Here is a 19,470-nt window from a genome sequence, read left to right as displayed (position 1 = left end):
CTCTCAGGAGGCGAGCTGGCAATAACCTTCGGTCTTCTTTTACGTGAATGTGCAGTTAGGTGCCCAACCTCAAAGGTGCCTGAGCAGTTGAGGTCTTTGCGGCAAGGGCGGTAGCTTTGGCGTTCTTACCTGTTGTGTCTTCGCCCGAACGCCCGCCCGCCCAACCTACATGAGTCTACCATCTTCCGCCGTTTCTGGCATTTTGCAGCGGCTCCGCACCGAAACCCGCCCGTACCACGACGCGCTGGAGCTAAACCAGTTCAACCAGAACCTCGAGGCGGGCACCTTATCCGAAGCTACCACCACGCACTTTCTAGCGAAGATGTACGGTTTTTTGAAGCCCTATGAGGACCGACTGCGGCACTATACGCTGCCGCCAAGCTGGCAACAGGAGCAACGCTACCGCGCCCACCTGATTCTGGAAGATTTAGGGACGGATGCCGCTGCGCTGCCGCTGTGCCCTGCGCTGCCGCCACTTGATACGCTGCCTCAATTGCTGGGCGCCATGTACGTAATGGAAGGCTCTACGCTGGGCGGGCAGGTGATTGCGCGGCAGTTAGTTAAAGCAAATATTCCCACCCGCGCCTACTTCACGGGCTATGCTGAGCGTACCGGCCCCATGTGGAAGTCGTTCTGCCAGCAGCTAAGCGCAGCCGCTGCTCCCGAAAATGAAGACGAAATAGTGCAGTCAGCCAGCCGCACGTTTCAGCACCTGGAAACCTGGCTTAACAAGGCATGAACAACACCGACGAAAGCCTGCTGAACGCAACTATTGATACCACCAACTGCGACCGGGAACCCATTCATATTCCGGGCCTGGTGCAGCCATACGGGTTTTTGCTGTGCCTCAATGAGGCCACTATGCGCGTGGTGCAAGCCAGTGGAAACACGCTAGAGCTGCTGGGTATCCCGGCCGAGGAGTTGCTGGGGCAGCAGCTGAGCCGGTTGCTGGCCCCCGAGCCGTTGGCGGCCATCGAGCAGATGCTGCCCTCGCTGACCACCACGCCCCGGCTGCTGGGGGCACAGCTTGGCAACGTGGTGGGCCAGCCGTTCTACAAAATCATCCTGCACCGCTACGACCAGCTGCTGTGGCTGGAGTTCGAGCCGGTAACGGAAGCGCCTGCCAGTACGCTGGACCTGCCGTTTCTTAACGAGGCAATGGGCAAGATGCTGGCCGCTACGCAGGTGCTGCAATTTTGCCAGGATGCCGCCGACCAGGTGCGCGCCATCACCGGCTTCGACCGGGTGGCCATCTACCGGTTTGGGGGCGACGAGAGCGGCGAGGTGATTGCCGAAGCCAAGCACGAAGAACTGGACCCGTGGCTGCATCTGCGCTATCCGGCCTCCGACATTCCCAAGCAGGCGCGGGCCATGTATCTGAAAAACTGGCTGCGCTTTATTCCGGATGCGCACTACGTGCCCGTCCGGCTGGTGCCCACCAACAATCCCGCTACCAACCGCCCGCCCGACATGACTTATTCGGTGCTGCGGAGCGTGTCGCCGATTCACTTGCAGTACCTGCACAACATGGGCTCGGCGGCCACCATGACCATTTCGCTGATTCGGGAGGGGCAGTTGTGGGGCATGATTACCTGCCACCACCGCACGCCGCGCCTGGTAAGCTACGAGCTGCGCGATTTGTGCCAATTCATCGGCAAAACGTTTTCGGCCCTCATTCGCACCAAAGAGCAGCACGACGAGCAGGACTACCAACTCCGCATCCGCGAAAACCAGGTCCGGTTGCTCGAGCACGTTTCCAGCAACGAAAACTTCGTGGAGGGACTTTACCGCCAGCAACCTACGGTGATGGATGTATTCGACTGCGGCGGGGCAGCCATTTGCTTCGATGGAGAGATTATCTTGCTCGGCCGTACGCCCACCACAGCCCAGGTGCAGGACGTGCTGGATTGGTTGCAGCAGCACGCTCCGCAGCAAGACGTGTTCCATACCAACTCGTATGCGCAGCTCAATCCGGCTGGCATCAGCCTGCGGCCCACGGCCAGCGGTATTCTGGCGGTGTCGTTGGCCGAGGCACCTGGCAATTATATTCTTTGGTTTCGGCCCGAGGTAATTCAAACCGTAACCTGGGCCGGGCAAAACCAAAAGGTGGAAACCCTGGCCGACGGGCAGCTTTTTCTGTCGCCCCGGCAGTCGTTCGAGGCCTGGAAGCAAACGGTGGAAAGTACCTCCGAAGTTTGGAAACCCCTGGAAATTGAAGCGGCCAAGGAAATTCGGTTGCATATTTCCGATGTACGCCTGAAAGTGTTCAACGAGTTGCAGGCCCGGGCCGCCAGCCTGAGCAAGCTCAACACCGAACTGGAGCGCAGCAACGACGAGCTGGACTCTTTCGCCTACGTGGCTTCGCACGACCTAAAGGAGCCGCTGCGTGGCATTCACAATTACTCGCTGTTTCTGCTGGAAGACTACGCCGATCAGTTAGACGCCGACGGCGTAAACAAGCTACAAACCCTGGTGCGGCTCAGCCAGCGCATGGAAAATCTGATTGAGTCGTTGTTGCAGCTTTCCAGGGTGGGCCGCCTAGATCTGGTGGTGGAGCCCACCGATATGAACGAACTGCTGGCCGAGGTGCTGGATTTAATTTCGCCCCGCCTCGAGCAAACCGGCACTACCGTAACAGTGGCCACGCCATTGCCCACAGTGCTCTGCGACCAAGTACGGATGCGCGAAGTATTCAACAATTTGTTGACCAACGCCATGCGCTACAACGACCGGCCCGCAAAGGATGTGGAAGTGGGCGTGGTGCTGGAAAACATGATGAGTCCGAAAGGTGAGGTAAACTCAACCGATTTTCACGTATTTTACGTACGTGACAATGGCATCGGCATCGACCCCAAGCACCACGAGAATATCTTCAAAATATTTAAGCGGCTGCACTCCCAAGAGAAGTACGGGGGCGGAACCGGAGCTGGCTTGGCAATCGTTAAGAAAATGGTGGAAAAGCATGGAGGTGCCCTATGGGTGCAATCAACTTTGGGTGCCGGCGCTACCTTCTATTTCTCGCTTTCAAAACACCTATAAACGTGTCTGTTTTCCCCCTCAAACCCATCCTCGTCGTGGAAGACAGCGTCGAAGATTTCACGGCCCTGGGTCGGGCGTTCCGTAAGCACGCGCTCCGCAACCCGGTGCTGCGCTGCGAAGACGGTGACCAAGCGCTGGAGTACCTGCAAGGTTACGGCAAGGCCGTAGGCTGGCCCCAGACGCTGCCCGCCATTGTGCTGCTGGATTTGAACCTGCCCGGCACCGATGGGCGCACCGTGCTTAGCAAGCTCAAGCAAGACAAGCGCCTGCATTGCATTCCGGTTATTATTTTTAGCACCTCGTCCAACGCCCGCGACATTGAGGACTGCTACCAGCTAGGGGCCAATAGCTACCTGACCAAGCCCATTGAGTACGCGGCCCTGGAAGAGAAAATCCGCCTTACTATCCATTACTGGCTGGAAGCCTCAGAATTACCGGTTGTGAATTAGTTTAGCTTGCCTAGTGAAAAAGATATTATTAGTTGATGATAACGAGCAGGACCGCATGCTTTATAAGCGGTACTTAGCCAAGCAGCAGGAATACGAGCGACTGGAGTTATTCGAGGCCACTTCGGGCGAAGAGGCCGTAGCTTTATTCGTAGACAAACAGCCTGACTGCGTGCTGCTCGACTATAATTTGCTGGATACCGATGGCCTTACCTTACTAGGGAAACTCAAGCAAATAGCCCCCCCCGACAGCTTGTGCGTGGTGATGATTACCGGGGGCGGTAGCGAACGGCTGGCCGTACGCGCCCTCAACAACGGCGCGCTCGACTACCTGGTGAAAGGCCAGTTCGACCAGGAATTGCTTTGCAAAACCGTGGTGCACGCCATTGAAAAAAGCGAATGGCAGCAACGGATGGCGCGCTACCACCAGCAGCTTACGTTGGCCAACACCAAACTGGCCGCCACCAATCAGCAACTGGCCCGTACCAACGCCGACCTTGATAATTTTGTGTACGCCGCCTCGCACGATTTGCGCCAGCCGGTGAACAACCTGCGCGGCCTCTTCGAGGAGTTGCGCCTAAGCGCCACCGTTGCCGACCCCGATGCGGCGCATATGTGGGAGCTGTTTGATAAGTCGTTGCAGGCCCTGACCACTACCATCAGTGACTTGGCCAACGTGGTGCAGGTAGCGCGCCAGCCCGGTCAGGAAACCACCGAAACCATAGATTTAGCGGCGTTAACCGAGGTGTTGCTCCAAACTCTTCACCCGCAGGTGCAGCAGGCCGCCGCCGCCATCGAAACTGATTTTGCTGGCCTGCCAACGCTTACGTACGCACCCAGCAGTCTACGTACCATTCTGCTCAACCTGCTTACCAACACCCTCAAGTACCGCCACCCCGACCGGCCGGCCCATGTACAGGTGCGCAGCTATCTGGTGGGGGAGCAGGCCGTGCTGGAAGTGCAGGACAACGGCCTGGGCATGAACCTGGATTTGCACGGCAACGAGTTGTTTCAGTTGTTCCGGCGTTTTCATCCCGAGGCGAGTGAGGGCACTGGCGTAGGCCTGTTTCTAGTAAACCGACTGGTACGCGCCGAAGGTGGCCATATTGAGGTGGAAAGCCAGGAAGGACAGGGTACCACGTTCCGGGTATTTCTGTGGGGCTCGAAATCCTAAGGCTAGCAAAAGCCAAAGTCGTTGCCAGAAGAATAGAGTGGAATGGTGCCGCGGTAGAAAACCTGCATAGTATTCCTGCTGTAGCCAATAAGTTGGGCGTTCAACACGTTCTGAAGGTAGTGCGCAGGCACTACTTTTATAGTATGCTATCCTGTTACTCAATTACTGTGTTACTCTCTACCTTCGCGGTATGACTTTAACTCGCCGCCCGGCGCCCTTGCTGGCGCCGTCCTTGCTTGCTGCCGACTTCGGCAATCTTCAATCGGAAACCGAGCGCCTCGCGGGTAGCGCCGCCGACTGGCTGCACTGCGACATCATGGATGGCCGCTTTGTGCCCAATATTTCGTTTGGGATTCCGGTGCTCCAGGCCATCCACCGCCACGCCAAGCAGCCCCTCGACGTGCATCTGATGATTGAGGACCCGCAAAATTACCTGTCGGCCGTGCGCGACGCTGGGGCCCGCAACATCACGGTGCACTACGAGGCCTGCACGCACCTGCACCGGGTGGTACAGCAAATCAAGGCCCTGGGCTGCCAGGCCGGCGTGGCCCTGAACCCGCATACGCCGGTATGGCTGCTCGAAGACATTGCCGCTGACCTCGACCTGGTGCTGGTGATGTCGGTAAACCCCGGCTTTGGCGGGCAGTCGTTCATTCCGAACACCCTGCGCAAAGTAGCTGAGCTGAAAGAGCTATTGATTGACAGCGGCTCGTCGGCGCTGATTGAAATAGACGGCGGTGTGAACATCGACAACGCGGCCGCCCTGGTGGAAGCTGGGGCCGACGTGCTGGTGGCGGGCTCGTTCGTGTTCAGCTCGCCCGATCCGGTGGCTACTTTGGCGGAGCTGCGGGCCCAGCTGACGGCCAGTGTAAACCAGGAAGAAGAACTGAGCTGATGCCCCACTTTTCCGCTGCTGTGGGTCGTTTGCTGCGCCCTGTCCGTTGGAGTTTGCTGCGCACGGTGCCTTTGGTGCCGCTGGCCTTACCGCTGCTGTTGTCCGCGCCGGTGGCTGTAGCGCAGCAGAATACCATCACCATCAGCGGAACCGTGCGCGACGCCGCCGGCCAGCCCGTGGAGCTGGTAGGCGTGGGAGTGGAAGGCCAGGCCGGGGGTACCTCTACTGACAGCCAGGGCCGCTTTACGCTGCGCGTGCCGCGCACCGGTCGGCCGGCCGTGCTGGTGGTGCGGGGGCTGCGCTTCAAGCCGTTGCGCGTGCCCCTCACCCTCAACCAAGACCAGCCTACGCTACGCCTTACGCTCCAGAGCGACACCCGCGCGTTGAGCAACGTAACTGTGCGCGCCCGCACCGACGAGGCCAATACCAGCGAGCAAGTGAGCATGATTAAGCTCGACCCGCGCACCGCCAAAGTGTTGCCTTCGCCGTTCGGCGACTTCAACGCCATTCTTAAAACCCTGCCCGGCGTTTCGTCCACCAACGAGCTAACCAGTACCTACTCGGTGCGGGGCGGCAACTACGACGAGAACCTGGTGTACGTGAACGGTATTGAGATATACCGGCCTTTTCTGGTGACGGCGGCCCAGCAGGAGGGCCTGAGCTTCATCAACCCCGACTTGGTAAGCAAGGTGGAATTCTCCACCGGCGGCTGGCAGCCGCAGTTCGGCGACAAGCTCTCCTCGGTGCTGAACGTGCAGTACAAGCAGCCCACCCGGTTTGCGGCGTCGGGCACGGCCAGCCTAGTGGGCGGCGCGGCGCACGCCGAGGCTACGTCGGCCAACAAGCGCCTCAGCTACCTGGCCGGGATTCGCTACAAGAATGCTACGTATGTACTCCGTTCGCTCAAGCAACAGCAGGGCGGCTACAACCCCACGTTCTACGACGGGCAGGCTTACATCAACGCCAACCTGGGCCCGCAGGACAACCCCGAGCGTACGTCTTTGGGGCTGCTGACCACGTTTGCGCACAATGACTACCGCTTCACGCCCGAAACCGGCCAGAGCACGTTCAGCACCGCCACCAACCAGTTTACGCGCCTGTTTATTGTGTATGACGGCCGGGAGCGGATGCAGTACGATATGTACCAGGGCGGGCTCAACCTGAAGCACAATTTCAGCAGCAAGTTCCAAACCGAACTGCTGGGCGGGCTAGTGTACTCGCGTGAGCTGGAATACCGCGACGTGGAAGCCAGCTACAGCCTCGCCGACATCAACCGGGACCCCGACCAACCCGACTTCAACCTGCCCGTGCGCCAACGCGACGTGGGTACCCGCTTCGACCACTCGCGCAATACGCTCACGGCCCGTATTGCTACTGTGGAGGCCCGTGCACGCTGGACGCCCAGCGCCCGCAATGTGGTACGGTTCGGGGTGAAATCGGGGCGGGAACGGATTGAGGATGCGCTGAACGAATACAGCTTCGCCGACTCTGCCGACTACGTGCCCGACGGCCGCCGCACTCGGCAGGTATCCGACCTGGATTTGAGCAGCACCCGCACCCAGGGCTACGCTCAGCACACTATCGAGCTGGATTCGGCGCGTACGCTCACGTACGGGGTTCGGGCGCACTACTGGTCTACCAACCGGCAAGTGGTGGTGAGCCCGCGGGTGCAGTACTCATTTGTGCCGCGCAAGCATCCGAATCATTCCTATAAGGTAGCCACGGGCCTATACTACCAGCCGCCGTTCTACCGCGAACTGCGCGACCAGCAGGGCACCCGCGCCACGCCGGGCAGTCCGCTCATCATTCAGGCCAGCCTGAACCCAGAGCTGCGGGCCCAACGCTCGTTGCATCTGATTGTGGGCAACGAAATCCGGTTCCAGCAGTGGGGCCGGCCGTTCCGTTTCACCGGTGAGGCTTACGTGAAATACCTGACCGACGTGGTGCCCTACGATATTGACAACGTGCGGCTGCGCTACTTTGCCAAGAACAACGCCAAGGCCTATGTCGCCGGCTTTGATGCCCGCGTAGGGGGCGAGTTTGTGAACGGGGCCGAGTCGTGGTTCAGTTTGGGTGTACTGACTACGCGCGAAAATATTGACGGTGATTCGATTACGCGCTTCGATGCCGACGGTGCCGTGGTCGGGCGCGACGCCAAGGGCTATATCCGGCGGCCCCAGGACCAGCGCGTGAACCTAGGGATTTTCTTTCAGGACCACTTGCCTGACAACCCCTCGGTGCGGGGCTACGTGAACCTGGTGTTTGGCACGGGGCTGCCATTCAGCCCGCCCGGCTTGCCCGAGCTGCGCGGCACCAGCGCCCTCACCCGCTCCTACAAGCGCGCCGACCTGGGCTTCTCGAAAGTGGTAGCCCTGAACAACCAGCCCGACCGGCCCGCCGGTAAGCTGGAAAGCCTCTGGATTGGCCTGGAAGTACTCAACGTGTTGGGCGCCAACAATGTGGGTGGCTACAGCTACATCCAGGACCTGAACGGCCGCACGTACTCCGTACCCAACTACCTCTCGCAGCGCGTAGTTAATCTGCGGGTTATTGGCCGGTTCTAAGTGAAATAGTTTAGTGCGCGTACGCCACAGGAAAAGCCGGAAGCGCGACGTCGTTTCCGGCTTTTCCTATCTTGGGGCCATGTCTACTTCGCCACTTGCTTTCGCGCCAACGTTGTCCCAGGTTATTCCCGTGCTGGAAACTGCCCGCCTTGTGCTGCGGGGGCATCAGCTAATCGACCTGGAAGAATATACCACCATGTGGGCCGAGCCCGGTTTCTATCAGTTTCTGGGTGGCAAACCGTTGTTGGAGGAAGACGTGTGGCGGAAGATGCTGGCCCAGCAAGGGCACTGGCTGATGATGGGCTACGGGTTCTGGGCCGTGGAAGAGAAAAGCACCGGCCGCTTTATCGGCTGCGTGGGCTTCTCTGATTACAACCGCGACATCACGCCTTCCCTGAAAGGCCTGCCGGAAATAGGCTGGGTGCTGACGCCGCGGGTGCACGGGCTGGGCTACGCCACCGAGGCCATTCGGGTGGCCTTAACTTGGGGCCGGGCGCATTTCCGGGAGCGGCAAACAGTGTGCATCATTGACCCCGACAACGAGCCTTCTCTGCGGGTGGCCCGCAAGTTTGGGTATCAAGAGTGGGCGCGCACCCAATACCGAGAGCAGCCCATTGTGGTGCTGCGCGCCAACCTCGACGAGCAGCGAAACTAACGAATACGCCTCCTTACGGGACCACGCGCACAAGCACGGCAATGCCGCCGGTTATCTGCTGCGTTTTAGTGTCGCGCTGCACCACATCTAGTCGGAGCTGCTGCCCCACGCGGGCCGTGGGCGGCAGCTCAAGGCGAAGCTGGGTGAGTAGCTGGTTACCGCCGGCCAGCTCGAAGCTCATACTAGCCTGGGCGCCGGCTTTGAAGCGCAACTCCTGGGTCTGGTCGGTGAGGCCGGGGGCCGTAGCTAGCAGGTGCTCGTCGGTGAGCAGGTTGTGCTGCTGATTGGGTTGGGGCGAATGGCCGCCGCAGTCCAGTGGGTGGCTGACGGTTACCGAAGCAGCATCGGTGAGGCGGCCAGGTAGCTGGAAGGGCCGTTGCAGTTCGAAGCCGTTGAACAGCCGGGGCTGCTCGTGCAGTAAGCTCACCCGGAAGTCGGGCAGGGCGGCCGGCCGGAACACTTCCAAACTGAACTCGCGCGGTTGCAGCTGCCGCGTTATAAAATTAGCCGCCACGAAGGGCAACACCAGAAAGCCGTTCAGCTTGAGGTCGACCACCGTCAGGTTTTTCTGGGCCAGGTTGTTGTGCTGCCACACGTGCTGGCCGCTGCCCGGCTGGTCGCCGCGGCTGAGTACGGCGGCTGTGAGGCAGGCGTGTGTACCGGCGGCGGGCACCAGGTGGCGCGGCCAGCGGGCCTTTACAATAGCGCTGCCGCCGGGGCCCAGCTCGAAACCGCTGGCGGCGGCGGTACACGGCAGAAAATCGGCAGGGTAGGTGAACTGGGTGCCGGCAAACTGCTTGACGTGGAAGCTCACCACGAAATGCCGAACCGTAACGCTGCCTCGGTTGCGCACCCGGGCGTAAAACCAGTTGTCCTGCCCATATTCCGGGGCCTGATGAATGGTAACGCCGTCGTCCTGGTTGCGCACCCACACGTCGGGCGAGTCCCAGAAGCGGCCGTTCCAGTCGTTGTGGCCGGCCGTATCCAAGGCGTCGTCTTTCAACCACAAATCGGGCACGGCCACGGGGTCGGCGAAGCCATACACGAACCGGTGGAAGGCATCGACCAGCCGTGCGTTGCCCGAGCGGCACAGCAGATACTCCTCGAAATCGGTGGTGCGTACCAACTCGCCTTTGCGCAACTGGTAGAAGTCCTTCATGTAGCCGAGCAGCGCCGCATTGCCCAGCAGCGCCGACACGCCCTGCCAGAACTTGTTGCCGTCATCGTAGGCATTGCTGGCCGTAATGCGGGCGTAGGGGTTGGAGGAGCGTAGTTCGATGGGCGGCTTGGTGAAATCGAACGGTACGGATTGGGTGCCGCCGTTGTCGTTGAAATAGGTGGTCCAGGCCTCGTCCCACCAGGCGTCGGGCTGGCTGGCGGGTTTGAGGCCCCGCGCCCACCAGCTATGAAACACCTCGTGGCTCAGGGCCCCGGTGCTGGTGGTGGTGCCGCCGTCGTACTCCATGCCTCCTACGTGCAGAAAGGCCACAAACCGGTTGCCGTGGAGGTAAGGTCCCACCTTGTTTTCGTTGGCAGTCAGGTAGGTTTTCAGCAGATTCAGCTGCGTGGTAAGGTCGGCTGGGCCGGTTTGCAGCTTCCAGGCTTCCAGCGCCACGATGGTACCACTCACCGGCAGCACCACACTCGCTGACTGGGTAAGTACAGTGTTGGTGGCCCGCACTTCCAGCAAGTGCGACAAGGCCGTGAACCGCGCCGGAAACGTGACCTGCCAGTGGTTGGCCCCCAATAGGCTGGTGCTGCCGTTGGTGATGATGGAGTGCGGCACTGCCGTATTCAGCACCCGCACGGTGAGCGTGCACGCAAACTGGTCGTAAATCAGGTTGGCGGGCAGCCAGGCTTCCAGGTAGCGGCCCGCGCCCAAATCGGTAAACCCGAAATTGAACGTCAGGCGCGGGCCCGCCGCCCAGGTTAGCTGAGGCGGATAGCTGCCGGCCGTGGAGGCCTGCGGCAACCCTAGGTTGTAGGTAACGCGCAGCGTATGCGTAGTATTAGCCGGCAGCACCATATTCACCACCCGGAGCTGGGCCTGCGGGCCGCCGCCAAAATCGTGGTGGGCCACGCTGGTCACCGGAATGGCGATGCCATCCAGCCAGGCCGCCGTAATGGTTTGGCGCAAATCGAAGATGGGGCAGCCGTTTTGCCCGCCGGTCAGGAAAGTGATGGTAGCGTCGGCGCGGCCCGTGGACGTGCTGCCATCGAAGAGCAGGGTACCAGTCAGGGTCTGGATGTCGATGGGCACAGCCAGCAGCCCGGCCACCGTTTTGGCGGGCGGAGCCAGATGAAAGTTGGTAGCCATGAGGAAATGGTGAAATGGTGAGGTGGTGAAATGGTGAGTTTGATGCTCCAAAGGCGTCATTGGCGCCAGTTTGCGCATCCTTGCGCCCTCGGAACGTCAAACTCACCACCTCACCACTTAAAGCCGCCGGTAGGTTACGGTGCAGCCTTCCGGGTCGCGGAAGGTGAGGGTGTCGGCCTCCTCTGAGGCTTGGTAGTCGATAACCGCGTCGTTGGATGTGGACAGGCTCACGGTATCGTGCTGCTGCGAGAACGTGCCCACGTCCCAGGTGGGGTGCACGGCGGCTTTTGGGTCGCCCTGGGCTTCGTAGAGCCCGTTGGGTTTAAATTGGATGGCGGAAGGATATTTCTTGCCGCACTCCGAAACGGTGGTTTTCTGCCAATTGCCAATCAGGTTCATCGAAGGAATGGTGGAAGGGTGATGGGGGAATACGCAGCTTGGCCATAGCCCTCCACCCAGCAGGCAGAGCGCTATGACCAAGAACAGGGCCGGTTGGCAACGCAGGCTCACGCCGCCGGCCTACGACAGTGCCACCAGCGTGGCCGTCATCGAATCGGTGTCGGCGTGGGCTTCGGTTTTCGCCCGCAGCACCCCGGCAATCCGGCTTGGGGCGTCACCGTCGTGGCTGGCGTCACCATTGCCGTTGCCGGCGTCGGCCTGCTTCACCAGCTTGGTGCACTTACGGATTTCACCGGTGCTCATCACCGTTTCGGCATCCAGTAGGTCGGCGACGGCATTGAGGTTGGCTTTGCGCTTTTTAAAGGGCTGGGCCAGCCGCTTGGCTTCCAGGTAGGCGTAGTGCGGGCGCAGTACCTTGTCATCGAGGGCGGCCTGAATGGCGGCGTTGCCTTCCAGCAGGTGGTCACCGGTAAAGACCATGCTCAGCAGCGTATCCGGCGTGGATAGCACTTGCAGGGCGGCCCGGGCGTGGGATTTGGTTTGGGCCGTCGTCACGAACAGGTGGGCCTGGCCGCTGACGCCCACGTGGCCGCCGTTCATGTCCCAGCTTACTTCCACTTCCACGGTGTAGCTGCCAGCACTCGGGAACAAGGCCCCTTCGGCCCCGCGCAGCAGTGTGAGCGAGTCGGTGAGCTGCTCGCCGGGCTCCAGGTAGCGTAGCTGCACCTCGTCCACGCACAGCATAATGGTTTTGAAGGTGCGCACCGTGCCCGATGGGTCGATGACCCGGCCACTCACGCAGCCGTACTTCATGGCCAAACTGTCGGGGGCGGGCAGCGGGTAGGGGGCGGTGTTGGCCAGGCTGATTTCCAACCGCACGGGCGCGCCAATTGGCAGCACTTCCTGCACCGGTAGTACGTGCATTTCCAGCCCCACGGCTTCCTCGTGCGCATCATCGGGGCTGAGCGGGTGGGTGGAATAGGGCGTGCCGAACGACACGCCGCCGGGCCGCACAAACACGTCGGGCATGTGCATGAGCCGTTTTTGGTCGTCGGCGGCGTGGGCCCACTTGATATTGTCGGGGAACTGGGTGGGCGGCACGGCACTGGCCGAAATTACGTCGGTGGTGTTCATGATGCCCATGTCCACGGTGTTGTGGTAGAGGCCCATGGCGTGCCCGATTTCGTGCAGCGCGGTGCGGAAATACGGCGCTTTGGCCGCTCCAAACCGCTGCCCTTTCACCTTGCCCCAAGTGGCGGTATTGGGAATCACCCAGTGCGACGAGATGCCGATGCCTTCGCGCGGTACGTTGTTGGAGTCGGTGCCACCGGTGTCGTACATGATGCCCCGCGGGGTGGAATCGATGTTCTTGACGGCCAGCACGTGGTAGCGCCACTCCGAGTCGAGGTTGGAGGAGTCGCGGCGGGCCAGCATGGCGGCGTGCATTTCGCCGTCGCTCCACGAGTTGCCGCTGGGTTCAGCTACGTCGGCGTTGCTGGTTACCACGTTGAGCTGCCATTTCACTGAGTCGAAAATCGACTGCCAGCCGTGGCCGGCGCCGCTGTCGAGGGGTGCTTCCGAGGCGGAAACCCGGTCGATTTCCACGGTGGCCTTGCGCAAGTAGCTGGACACGCGGCCCATGGTGATGGTGCCTACGGCCACGTTGGCGGCGTTGCGCACCGTGCCGGTCAGGTAGTCGGCGCCGGCGGGGTAGCCGGCTGGGGCGGTGCCAAAGGTCATTTGGGCCTGATAGGGGCCGGCGGCTTCCTTGGTCCACATGGGCGAGGCACTAACCCCGTTGAATTTCCACATCTCGAAGCCCAGCGTGAAGGTGTTCGACAAGCTGATGGACTCTAGAATCTGGGTGATGCGCAGGTAGTAGCGGTAGCGCGAGCGGGCAAACACCGGAATGCCGTTGGCCGGGTTCGGCTCGCCGAGGAAGAAGCTGGCGTCGTTCTGCGGGGTCAGGATGCCGCCTTTAATCACCGGAATAGTGGGCAGCGGCCAAATCTGAATAGGGTTGTGCTGATACAGGTCGCCGCTGGCAATGGTGTTGCTGCCCTGGCGCTGCACCCGAATGGTGCCGTCGTAGTGGTAACTGAGGCCGGTGGGGTTGAAGCGCACCAGGTAGCAGCCCGCATCGAGGCTATAAAACTTCAGCGGAAACAGCTTTTCCAGCTCTAATTGCCGTTCCAAGGGTAGGCGCAGTAGCTCCTCGGGTAGCTTAGGCACCATCATAATTGGGTCGGGCAACTGCGGAAAGACGGGCGGGCCGTCCTGCGGTATGCGCGTGGAGTGCTCGGCCTGCTCCGCGCTGGTAGTGAATTTTCCGGCAGTGCCGTTTTTTTTGGTGTTTACTCGGGTTGTTTTCATGGGTACTGTGATAGTAAAAGGAGTGGAAAGAAGCTGAAGGGTAAAAAGCTGTTGAGGCGGAAAAGGCAAGCCGCTGGCCGTGGCCGCTGAAAAGCGGACTGAGCGGGAGGGCTGCCCAGAGGGCTGGCCAATAGGAAGCGGAAGCAGGTGTGCGTGCCGCCGAGGTAGTAGGCGGTAGGGCCTGAAGCCCTCAGCAGGATAAGCGTATTACTTGATAAGCAGCGTTCAACGGACAGCCGTTAAAACATAGGCAAGTTCTATTATTCGGGGGCCGCTGTCAATCACATATAGATGTGGTGACGAGGGGCCTCACCCCCCGGCCCCCTCTCCTAAGGGTAAGAAGGCCCCAGACGACTGGCAAGCAACCTGATGCATGAAGCAGCGCACCGCTCTTCTTTTACGTCGCGTATCAAGCGAGTGTAGGGGCCGGGGGAAGCGTCTCCTCTGAACAGAAAACGCCCCACCCAACTCCCGGCAGACAGGAAGTTGGGTGGGGCGCGTACGGTTGATTCCGTTGGAAGTAGTTACTGCCTCAGCTTCCGCAACGCCAACAGACACAGCGCAATGGAACCCGCCACCTTTATCTGGCCGCTGAAAATCATGTGCTCAATATCCGCCAGCGGCACTTTTAGCACTTCGATGTTCTCGGTTTCGTCGAGGTGCTGGGCGGCTACGAGGCGAGCGTTGCGGGCCAGGAAAAAGTAGATGCGGTTGGTGTCTTTGGTGGGGTTGTCGCTGACTTCGGCCAGTTGCTCGATATCGTCGGAAGCGTAGCCGGTTTCTTCCAGCAGCTCCCGTTGCGCCGCCGCCAGCGGCGAGGTTTCGCCTTCGTCCAGTACGCCTCCGGGTAGCTCAATCAGGATTTCACCGATGCCGTGCTTGTACTGGCGCACCATCACCACGTGCTGGTCGGCGGTGAGGGCGAATACCAGCGCCACATTGGCCCGCACGCTCACAAAGTAGTCGTCGAGCTCCTGGCCGGTGGGCAGCTGCACATGGTCGCGGCGGAGCTGGTACCAGCGGTGATTCACTACTAACTCGGAGCGGAGCGTAGTCCAGGGTTTGATTTCTTGGGCCATTTAGGTGGTTATTGATTGCGAGTCGTTAGTTGTTGGCTAAATATGCCGTATAAAACCAGCAACTAACAACCCGCAACCAATAAGTCCTCATGCAGTATCGTAAACTCGGTAAAACCAACTTCTCCGTTTCTGAAATCAGCCTCGGCACTTGGCAGGTGGGCGGCAAATGGGGCGACCCATTCAGCCACGCCAACGCCGATACCATCCTGAACGCCGTCGTGGATGGCGGTATCAACTTCATTGACACCGCCGACGTGTACGGCGACGGCGAGAGTGAAAAAGCAGTGGGCCGGCTCGTGCGCAGCCGCTCCGAGCGGATTTACGTGGCCACCAAGTGCGGCCGCCAACTCCAGCCCCACGTCAACGAGGCTTACACACCGGCCGCCATGCGTGGGTTTGTGGAAGCCAGCCTGCGCAACATGCAGCTGGAAACCCTGGACTTGGTGCAGCTGCACTGCCCGCCCACGGAGGTGTACTACCGCCCCGAGATTTTCGAGGTGTTCGACCAGCTCAAGGCGGAAGGCAAAATCCAGAACCTCGGCGTGAGCGTGGAGAAAGTGGAAGAAGGCCTCAAAGCTCTGGAGTACTCTAACGTTACTGCCATTCAGCTCATCTTCAACATGTTCCGGCAGCGCCCCACTGAACTGTTGTTCAAAGAAGCCCAGCGCCGCGATGTGGGCCTGATTGTGCGGGTGCCGCTGGCTAGCGGCCTGCTCACCGGCAAGTTTACCGCCGATACCAGCTTCTCGCCCGACGACCACCGCAACTTCAACCGCCAGGGCGAAGCCTTCGACAAAGGCGAAACCTTCTCGGGCGTGGACTACAACACCGGCCTTGAAGCCGTGGAGGAAATCAAGCAACTCTTCCCCGACCAGCCTAATCTAGCGCCCGTGGCGTTGCGCTGGGTGCTGATGTTCAATGAAGTAAGCTGCGTAATTCCCGGCGCTTCCAAGCCCGAGCAGCTCACTTCCAACCTGCACGCCGCCGAACTGCCCGCCCTCACCACCGAGCAAATGCAGCAGGTCCAAGCCATCTACGAGCGCAAAATTAAGCCCCAAGTGCATCAGATTTGGTAAGAGTCAATTAAAAATTGAGAATTATAAATTAAAAATTGGCCGCTCAACGTGTCTCGGATGAGATGTTGAGCGGCCAATTTTTAATTTATAATTCTCAATTTTTAATTGTCTTACGCTTCGCCGCGGAGCACTTCCAGCGGGGGGCGAGTCAGTACGTCGCGGCTGTTGAAGAGGCCGATGAGGGCGGTAAGGGTAGTAGTGACGGCGGCCAGTACCAGCAGCGGGCCGACCGCCGGCAGAAACGGTACTTCGAACAGGAAATATGCCAACGCCCAAGCGGCACCCACGGCCAGCACCAAGCCGGCCACGGCAGCCAGCAGCCCCAGCAGGGCGTATTCCACCAGCGTAATGCGCAGAATTTGGCGGCGGCTGGCGCCCAGGGTGCGCAGCAGCACGCTTTCTTGCACCCGCTGGTAGCGGCTCACAATCACTGAGCTGACCACCACCACGAGGCCCGTGGCAATGCTGAAGAAGGCCATAAACTGGATAACAAAGGAGATTTTGCTGAGAATATCGTCCAGGGTTTGCAGCACTAGCCCTAGGTCGATGGCCGACACGTTGGGGAAGTTCTGCACTAGGTCGCGCTGCACGGCCCCGAGCACGGTATTGTTAGGTACGCGCGTCATGAGTACCAGAAACTGCGGGGCTGGCTCTAGCACGCCGGCCGGGAATACCACCTGGAAGTTGGTTTGCACGCGGGTCCAGTCCACGGTGCGGGTGCCGCCGATGATGGTAGCCAGCGGGGCGCCCTGCACGTTGAAGGTGAGCGTATCGCCGAGGCGCAGCTTCATGCGGCGCAGAAAATCGGTGTCCACCGAAATACGGGGCGTACCATCGGGCGGGAGGTAGGGCGCGAGGCCTTCAGCCAACGTTTCGGAGCTAATGAGCTTGTTGCGGTACGTGACGCGGTATTCCCGGCTCAGTGCGCCCTTGGATAAGCCGTTGGTGGTATCCTTTTTCAGGTCGGCGGTGCGCTGGCCGTTGATGGCCGCTAGCCGCATGGTCACGACGGGTACCTGCTGCAAAATGGGCAGCTTGCGGCTGGTGAGCAGCTGCGTGACGCCAGCGCGCTGGGCGGGTTGAATATCAAACAGCACCATGTTGGGTTGCCCGTCAGAGGCCGAAATCTGCACCCGGCTCAGGAGCAAGCCTTGCAGCAACGAGAGCGTAGCCATCAGAAACACGCCCAGTCCGATGGAAACCGTGAGCAGCAGCGTTTGGTTGTTGGGCCGGTAGAGGTTGGCCAGGCCCTGCCGCCACACGTAGCTCCAGGAGGTCGGGTAGAAGCGCCGAACCAACAAGCGCAAGCCCTGGCCCAAGCCCGCCAACACGAAAAACGTTACGAGCAGTCCGCCCGCAAAGCTGACGGCCTGTTTCCACTCGCGGGTTTGCAGGTAAGCAAAGCCGGTGATAAAGAGCACAATCAGGCCGTAGACCACCACCCGCAACGGGTCGGGGCGGGCGGTGTCTTCCTCGTAGGCGGCCCGCAACGTGCGCAACGGCGACACCCGCCGGATGCTCAGCAGCGGCAGCAGCGCAAACAGCACGGCCACCACCACACCCGTCACCAGGCCCTGCGCCACCGCCGACCACGAAACCGCCACGGCTACTGTAACCGGCAGAAAACCGGCAAACAACCGCGGCAACAGCAGCTGAACCGCCGTGCCCAGGGCCGCCCCAATGGTGGCACCCACCAAGCCCATAGCGGCTATCTGCACCAGATAAATCAGCATGGCTTGGCTGCCGCTGGCGCCCAAGCAACGCAATATGGCCACCGAGGCCACTTTTTCGCGCACGTACAAGCTCACGGCGCTGGCCACGCCCACGCAGCCCAACAGCAGCGCCACAAACGCCACCAGGTTCAGGAAGCGGGTAAGGTCGGTGAAGGAGCGGCCGGTTTGGCGCTTGCGCTCGGCCACAGTGTCGGAGTTGATGTTCACTTTGTCGAGGCGGGCTTCCAGACGCTTTACCACGGCCTCCACATCGGTGCCCGGCGCGAACTGGTAGTAGGTGCGGTACTGCACCCGGCTGCCGCGCTGCATCAGGCCGGTGGCCGGCAGAAACTGACTCGGAATGAACACCGTGGGGGCCACGGCCGCACTAAAGCCAGACTGCCCCGGCGTTTTGCGTACCCGCCCGGCAATGCGGAACGTGAGCCGCCCCACCCGAATAGAGTCGCCGGGGCGGGCCGCAAACTGTACTAGTAGCGCATCATCCACGAGGGCCACTTGCTCCCGTGAGGTCATGGCCTGGCGGAAATCCGTTACGGCGGCAGCGGGTTCGGTTAGCCACTCGCCGTAGTAGGGAAAGCTGCCATTCAGGGCTTTTATCTGGGCCAAACGCACGCCCTGGCCTTTCGGAAACTGCACCAGCGAGGCAAACGCCACCTCGTCGCTGCGGTTTTGGCCGAGCTGACGCAGCGTGGGGGCCAGCGTGGAATCGAAGGGGGCACTGCCGGAAAGCACCAAATCGGCGCCTACTAGCTCGCGGGCCTGCTCATCAATGCTGCGCGAAAGGTTGTCGCCGAAGCCCCGGATACCCACCAGTGCGGCAATACCCAGCACAATGGCCGACACGAACAGCAACAAGCGGGACCGACTCCGGCGACTGTCGCGCCAGGCCATGCGCCACAGCCAGCTCAGGGCCGGCCGGGCGGAAGGAAGCGGGCCGTTGCTCATAAGGTGGCCGACGAAGAAACGGCAGCAGGCGCCGTGCGGGTATCCGAAAGCATGGCGCCGCCTTTGATGCGCACGATGCGCTGGGTGCGGGCCGCCAGCTCTAAATCGTGGGTGACGAGTACCAGCGTGGTGCCGGCTTCGCGGTTCAACTCAAACAGCAGCTCCACCACCCGGGCGCTGGTATCGGCGTCGAGGTTGCCGGTGGGCTCGTCGGCAAACAGAATCTTGGGCCGGTTGACGAACGCGCGGGCCAACGACACGCGCTGCTGCTCCCCGCCCGACAGCTGGGTGGGGTAGTGGTGGCCGCGGCCAGCCAATCCCACCCGTTCCAGTAGCTCCTCGGCGGTGCGGGTGCCGTTGCGGACGCCCCGCAGCTCCAAGGGCACCAGCACGTTTTCGAGGGCGGTGAGGGTGGGCAGCAGCTGGAAATTCTGGAAGATAAAGCCGACGTGCTCGTTGCGGACGGCCGCCCGCTGGTCTTCGTTCAGATTATCGAGCACGATGCCATTCAGCGAGACGCTGCCCGAACTGGCTCGGTCGAGGCCGGCGCACAAGCCAAGTAAGGTGGTTTTGCCGCTACCCGACGGACCGACGATGGCAAACGTGTCCTGGGCCTGCAACGCAAAGCTGACGGATTCGAGCACCGTTAGGGTTCGGCCGCCGCTGGTGTATGATTTGGTGAGGTTTTCTACTGTAAGCACAAACAAGCAAGTTGCGCCCGCCAAGGTCAGCGGGAGTGGAGAATCAGAAAGAATGTATTTCAGGAGGCCATAGG

14 protein-coding genes are annotated in these 19,470 nt (G+C 60.8%); 8 read left to right on the top strand and 6 right to left on the bottom strand.

Annotation, left to right across the window (positions count from 1 at the left end; translation table 11 throughout):
- The first annotated feature begins 169 nt into the window (after window positions 1-169).
- The 7 genes from G536_RS30610 to G536_RS0111255 all read left to right on the top strand — a co-directional run bounded on the left by G536_RS30610 (window position 170) and on the right by G536_RS0111255 (window position 8,773).
- Window positions 170-739, top strand: coding sequence for a biliverdin-producing heme oxygenase (locus G536_RS30610; protein WP_157530574.1), 570 nt, complete (start codon window positions 170-172; stop codon window positions 737-739).
- A complete protein-coding gene (locus tag G536_RS0111285; protein WP_022823703.1) occupies window positions 736-3,039 on the top strand; it encodes an ATP-binding protein in 2,304 nt (767 codons plus the stop codon). The genes G536_RS30610 and G536_RS0111285 overlap by 4 nt, the downstream gene beginning before the upstream one ends.
- A gap of 2 nt (window positions 3,040-3,041) precedes the next feature.
- Window positions 3,042-3,488: a response regulator gene (locus G536_RS0111280; RefSeq protein ID WP_022823702.1), complete on the top strand. Its 447-nt coding sequence runs from the start codon at window positions 3,042-3,044 to the stop codon at window positions 3,486-3,488.
- 13 nt (window positions 3,489-3,501) lie between these two features.
- Window positions 3,502-4,659, top strand: coding sequence for a sensor histidine kinase (locus tag G536_RS30605; RefSeq protein ID WP_022823701.1), 1,158 nt, complete (start codon window positions 3,502-3,504; stop codon window positions 4,657-4,659).
- 190 nt (window positions 4,660-4,849) lie between these two features.
- Entirely contained in the window at window positions 4,850-5,554 is a 705-nt protein-coding gene (gene rpe / locus G536_RS0111265) for a ribulose-phosphate 3-epimerase (RefSeq protein ID WP_022823699.1), read from the top strand.
- Window positions 5,554-8,118 carry a TonB-dependent receptor gene (locus G536_RS0111260; RefSeq protein WP_245575810.1) on the top strand — a complete coding sequence of 855 codons (2,565 nt, stop codon included), beginning with the start codon at window positions 5,554-5,556 and terminating at the stop codon, window positions 8,116-8,118. The genes rpe and G536_RS0111260 overlap by 1 nt, the downstream gene beginning before the upstream one ends.
- A gap of 79 nt (window positions 8,119-8,197) precedes the next feature.
- Window positions 8,198-8,773, top strand: a complete 576-nt coding sequence (locus tag G536_RS0111255; RefSeq protein WP_022823697.1) for a GNAT family N-acetyltransferase — start codon at window positions 8,198-8,200, stop codon at window positions 8,771-8,773.
- A 13-nt stretch (window positions 8,774-8,786) separates the two neighbouring features.
- Here G536_RS0111255 and G536_RS0111250 read toward each other — a convergent pair whose 3' ends face one another.
- From G536_RS0111250 to G536_RS0111235, 4 genes are all read right to left on the bottom strand, one after another.
- A complete protein-coding gene (locus tag G536_RS0111250) occupies window positions 8,787-11,090 on the bottom strand; it encodes a gluzincin family metallopeptidase (protein ID WP_022823696.1) in 2,304 nt (767 codons plus the stop codon).
- A gap of 117 nt (window positions 11,091-11,207) precedes the next feature.
- Window positions 11,208-11,489 carry a hypothetical protein gene (locus tag G536_RS0111245; protein ID WP_022823695.1) on the bottom strand — a complete coding sequence of 94 codons (282 nt, stop codon included), beginning with the start codon at window positions 11,487-11,489 and terminating at the stop codon, window positions 11,208-11,210.
- 120 nt (window positions 11,490-11,609) lie between these two features.
- Window positions 11,610-13,862: a zinc metalloprotease gene (locus tag G536_RS27480; RefSeq protein ID WP_022823694.1), complete on the bottom strand. Its 2,253-nt coding sequence runs from the start codon at window positions 13,860-13,862 to the stop codon at window positions 11,610-11,612.
- A 524-nt stretch (window positions 13,863-14,386) separates the two neighbouring features.
- Window positions 14,387-14,941, bottom strand: a complete 555-nt coding sequence (locus tag G536_RS0111235) for an NUDIX hydrolase (RefSeq protein WP_022823693.1) — start codon at window positions 14,939-14,941, stop codon at window positions 14,387-14,389.
- A gap of 89 nt (window positions 14,942-15,030) precedes the next feature.
- Here G536_RS0111235 and G536_RS0111230 point away from each other — a divergent pair, with 89 nt between their 5' ends.
- Window positions 15,031-16,017 (top strand): aldo/keto reductase, encoded by a 987-nt coding sequence (locus G536_RS0111230; protein ID WP_022823692.1) that lies wholly within the window; start codon window positions 15,031-15,033, stop codon window positions 16,015-16,017.
- Window positions 16,018-16,127: 110 nt separating this feature from the next.
- Here G536_RS0111230 and G536_RS0111225 read toward each other — a convergent pair whose 3' ends face one another.
- Together G536_RS0111225 and G536_RS0111220 are read right to left on the bottom strand one after the other, a co-directional pair.
- Window positions 16,128-18,695 carry an ABC transporter permease gene (locus G536_RS0111225; RefSeq protein WP_022823691.1) on the bottom strand — a complete coding sequence of 856 codons (2,568 nt, stop codon included), beginning with the start codon at window positions 18,693-18,695 and terminating at the stop codon, window positions 16,128-16,130.
- Entirely contained in the window at window positions 18,692-19,402 is a 711-nt protein-coding gene (locus tag G536_RS0111220; protein ID WP_033370147.1) for an ABC transporter ATP-binding protein, read from the bottom strand. Before G536_RS0111220 ends, G536_RS0111225 begins: the two co-directional genes overlap by 4 nt.
- Window positions 19,403-19,470 lie beyond the last annotated feature (68 nt).

Origin of the sequence: Hymenobacter norwichensis DSM 15439, from assembly GCF_000420705.1 — a bacterium.
Classification (GTDB): Bacteria; Bacteroidota; Bacteroidia; order Cytophagales; family Hymenobacteraceae; genus Hymenobacter; species Hymenobacter norwichensis.
This window is presented reverse-complemented; position numbering and strand designations above follow the sequence as displayed.

What these genes read in the sequence shown, in the direction of transcription:
- G536_RS0111225 (WP_022823691.1), bottom strand. Translation starts at nt 18,695, where the DNA reads ATGAGCAACGGCCCGCTTCCTTCCGCCCGGCCGGCCCTGAGCTGGCTG.
- G536_RS0111260 (WP_245575810.1), top strand. Translation starts at nt 5,554, where the DNA reads ATGCCCCACTTTTCCGCTGCTGTGGGTCGTTTGCTGCGCCCTGTCCGT.
- G536_RS0111250 (WP_022823696.1), bottom strand. Translation starts at nt 11,090, where the DNA reads ATGGCTACCAACTTTCATCTGGCTCCGCCCGCCAAAACGGTGGCCGGG.
- G536_RS0111245 (WP_022823695.1), bottom strand. Translation starts at nt 11,489, where the DNA reads ATGAACCTGATTGGCAATTGGCAGAAAACCACCGTTTCGGAGTGCGGC.
- rpe (WP_022823699.1), top strand. Translation starts at nt 4,850, where the DNA reads ATGACTTTAACTCGCCGCCCGGCGCCCTTGCTGGCGCCGTCCTTGCTT.
- G536_RS27480 (WP_022823694.1), bottom strand. Translation starts at nt 13,862, where the DNA reads ATGAAAACAACCCGAGTAAACACCAAAAAAAACGGCACTGCCGGAAAA.
- G536_RS0111255 (WP_022823697.1), top strand. Translation starts at nt 8,198, where the DNA reads ATGTCTACTTCGCCACTTGCTTTCGCGCCAACGTTGTCCCAGGTTATT.
- G536_RS0111235 (WP_022823693.1), bottom strand. Translation starts at nt 14,941, where the DNA reads ATGGCCCAAGAAATCAAACCCTGGACTACGCTCCGCTCCGAGTTAGTA.
- G536_RS0111230 (WP_022823692.1), top strand. Translation starts at nt 15,031, where the DNA reads ATGCAGTATCGTAAACTCGGTAAAACCAACTTCTCCGTTTCTGAAATC.
- G536_RS30610 (WP_157530574.1), top strand. Translation starts at nt 170, where the DNA reads ATGAGTCTACCATCTTCCGCCGTTTCTGGCATTTTGCAGCGGCTCCGC.
- G536_RS0111285 (WP_022823703.1), top strand. Translation starts at nt 736, where the DNA reads ATGAACAACACCGACGAAAGCCTGCTGAACGCAACTATTGATACCACC.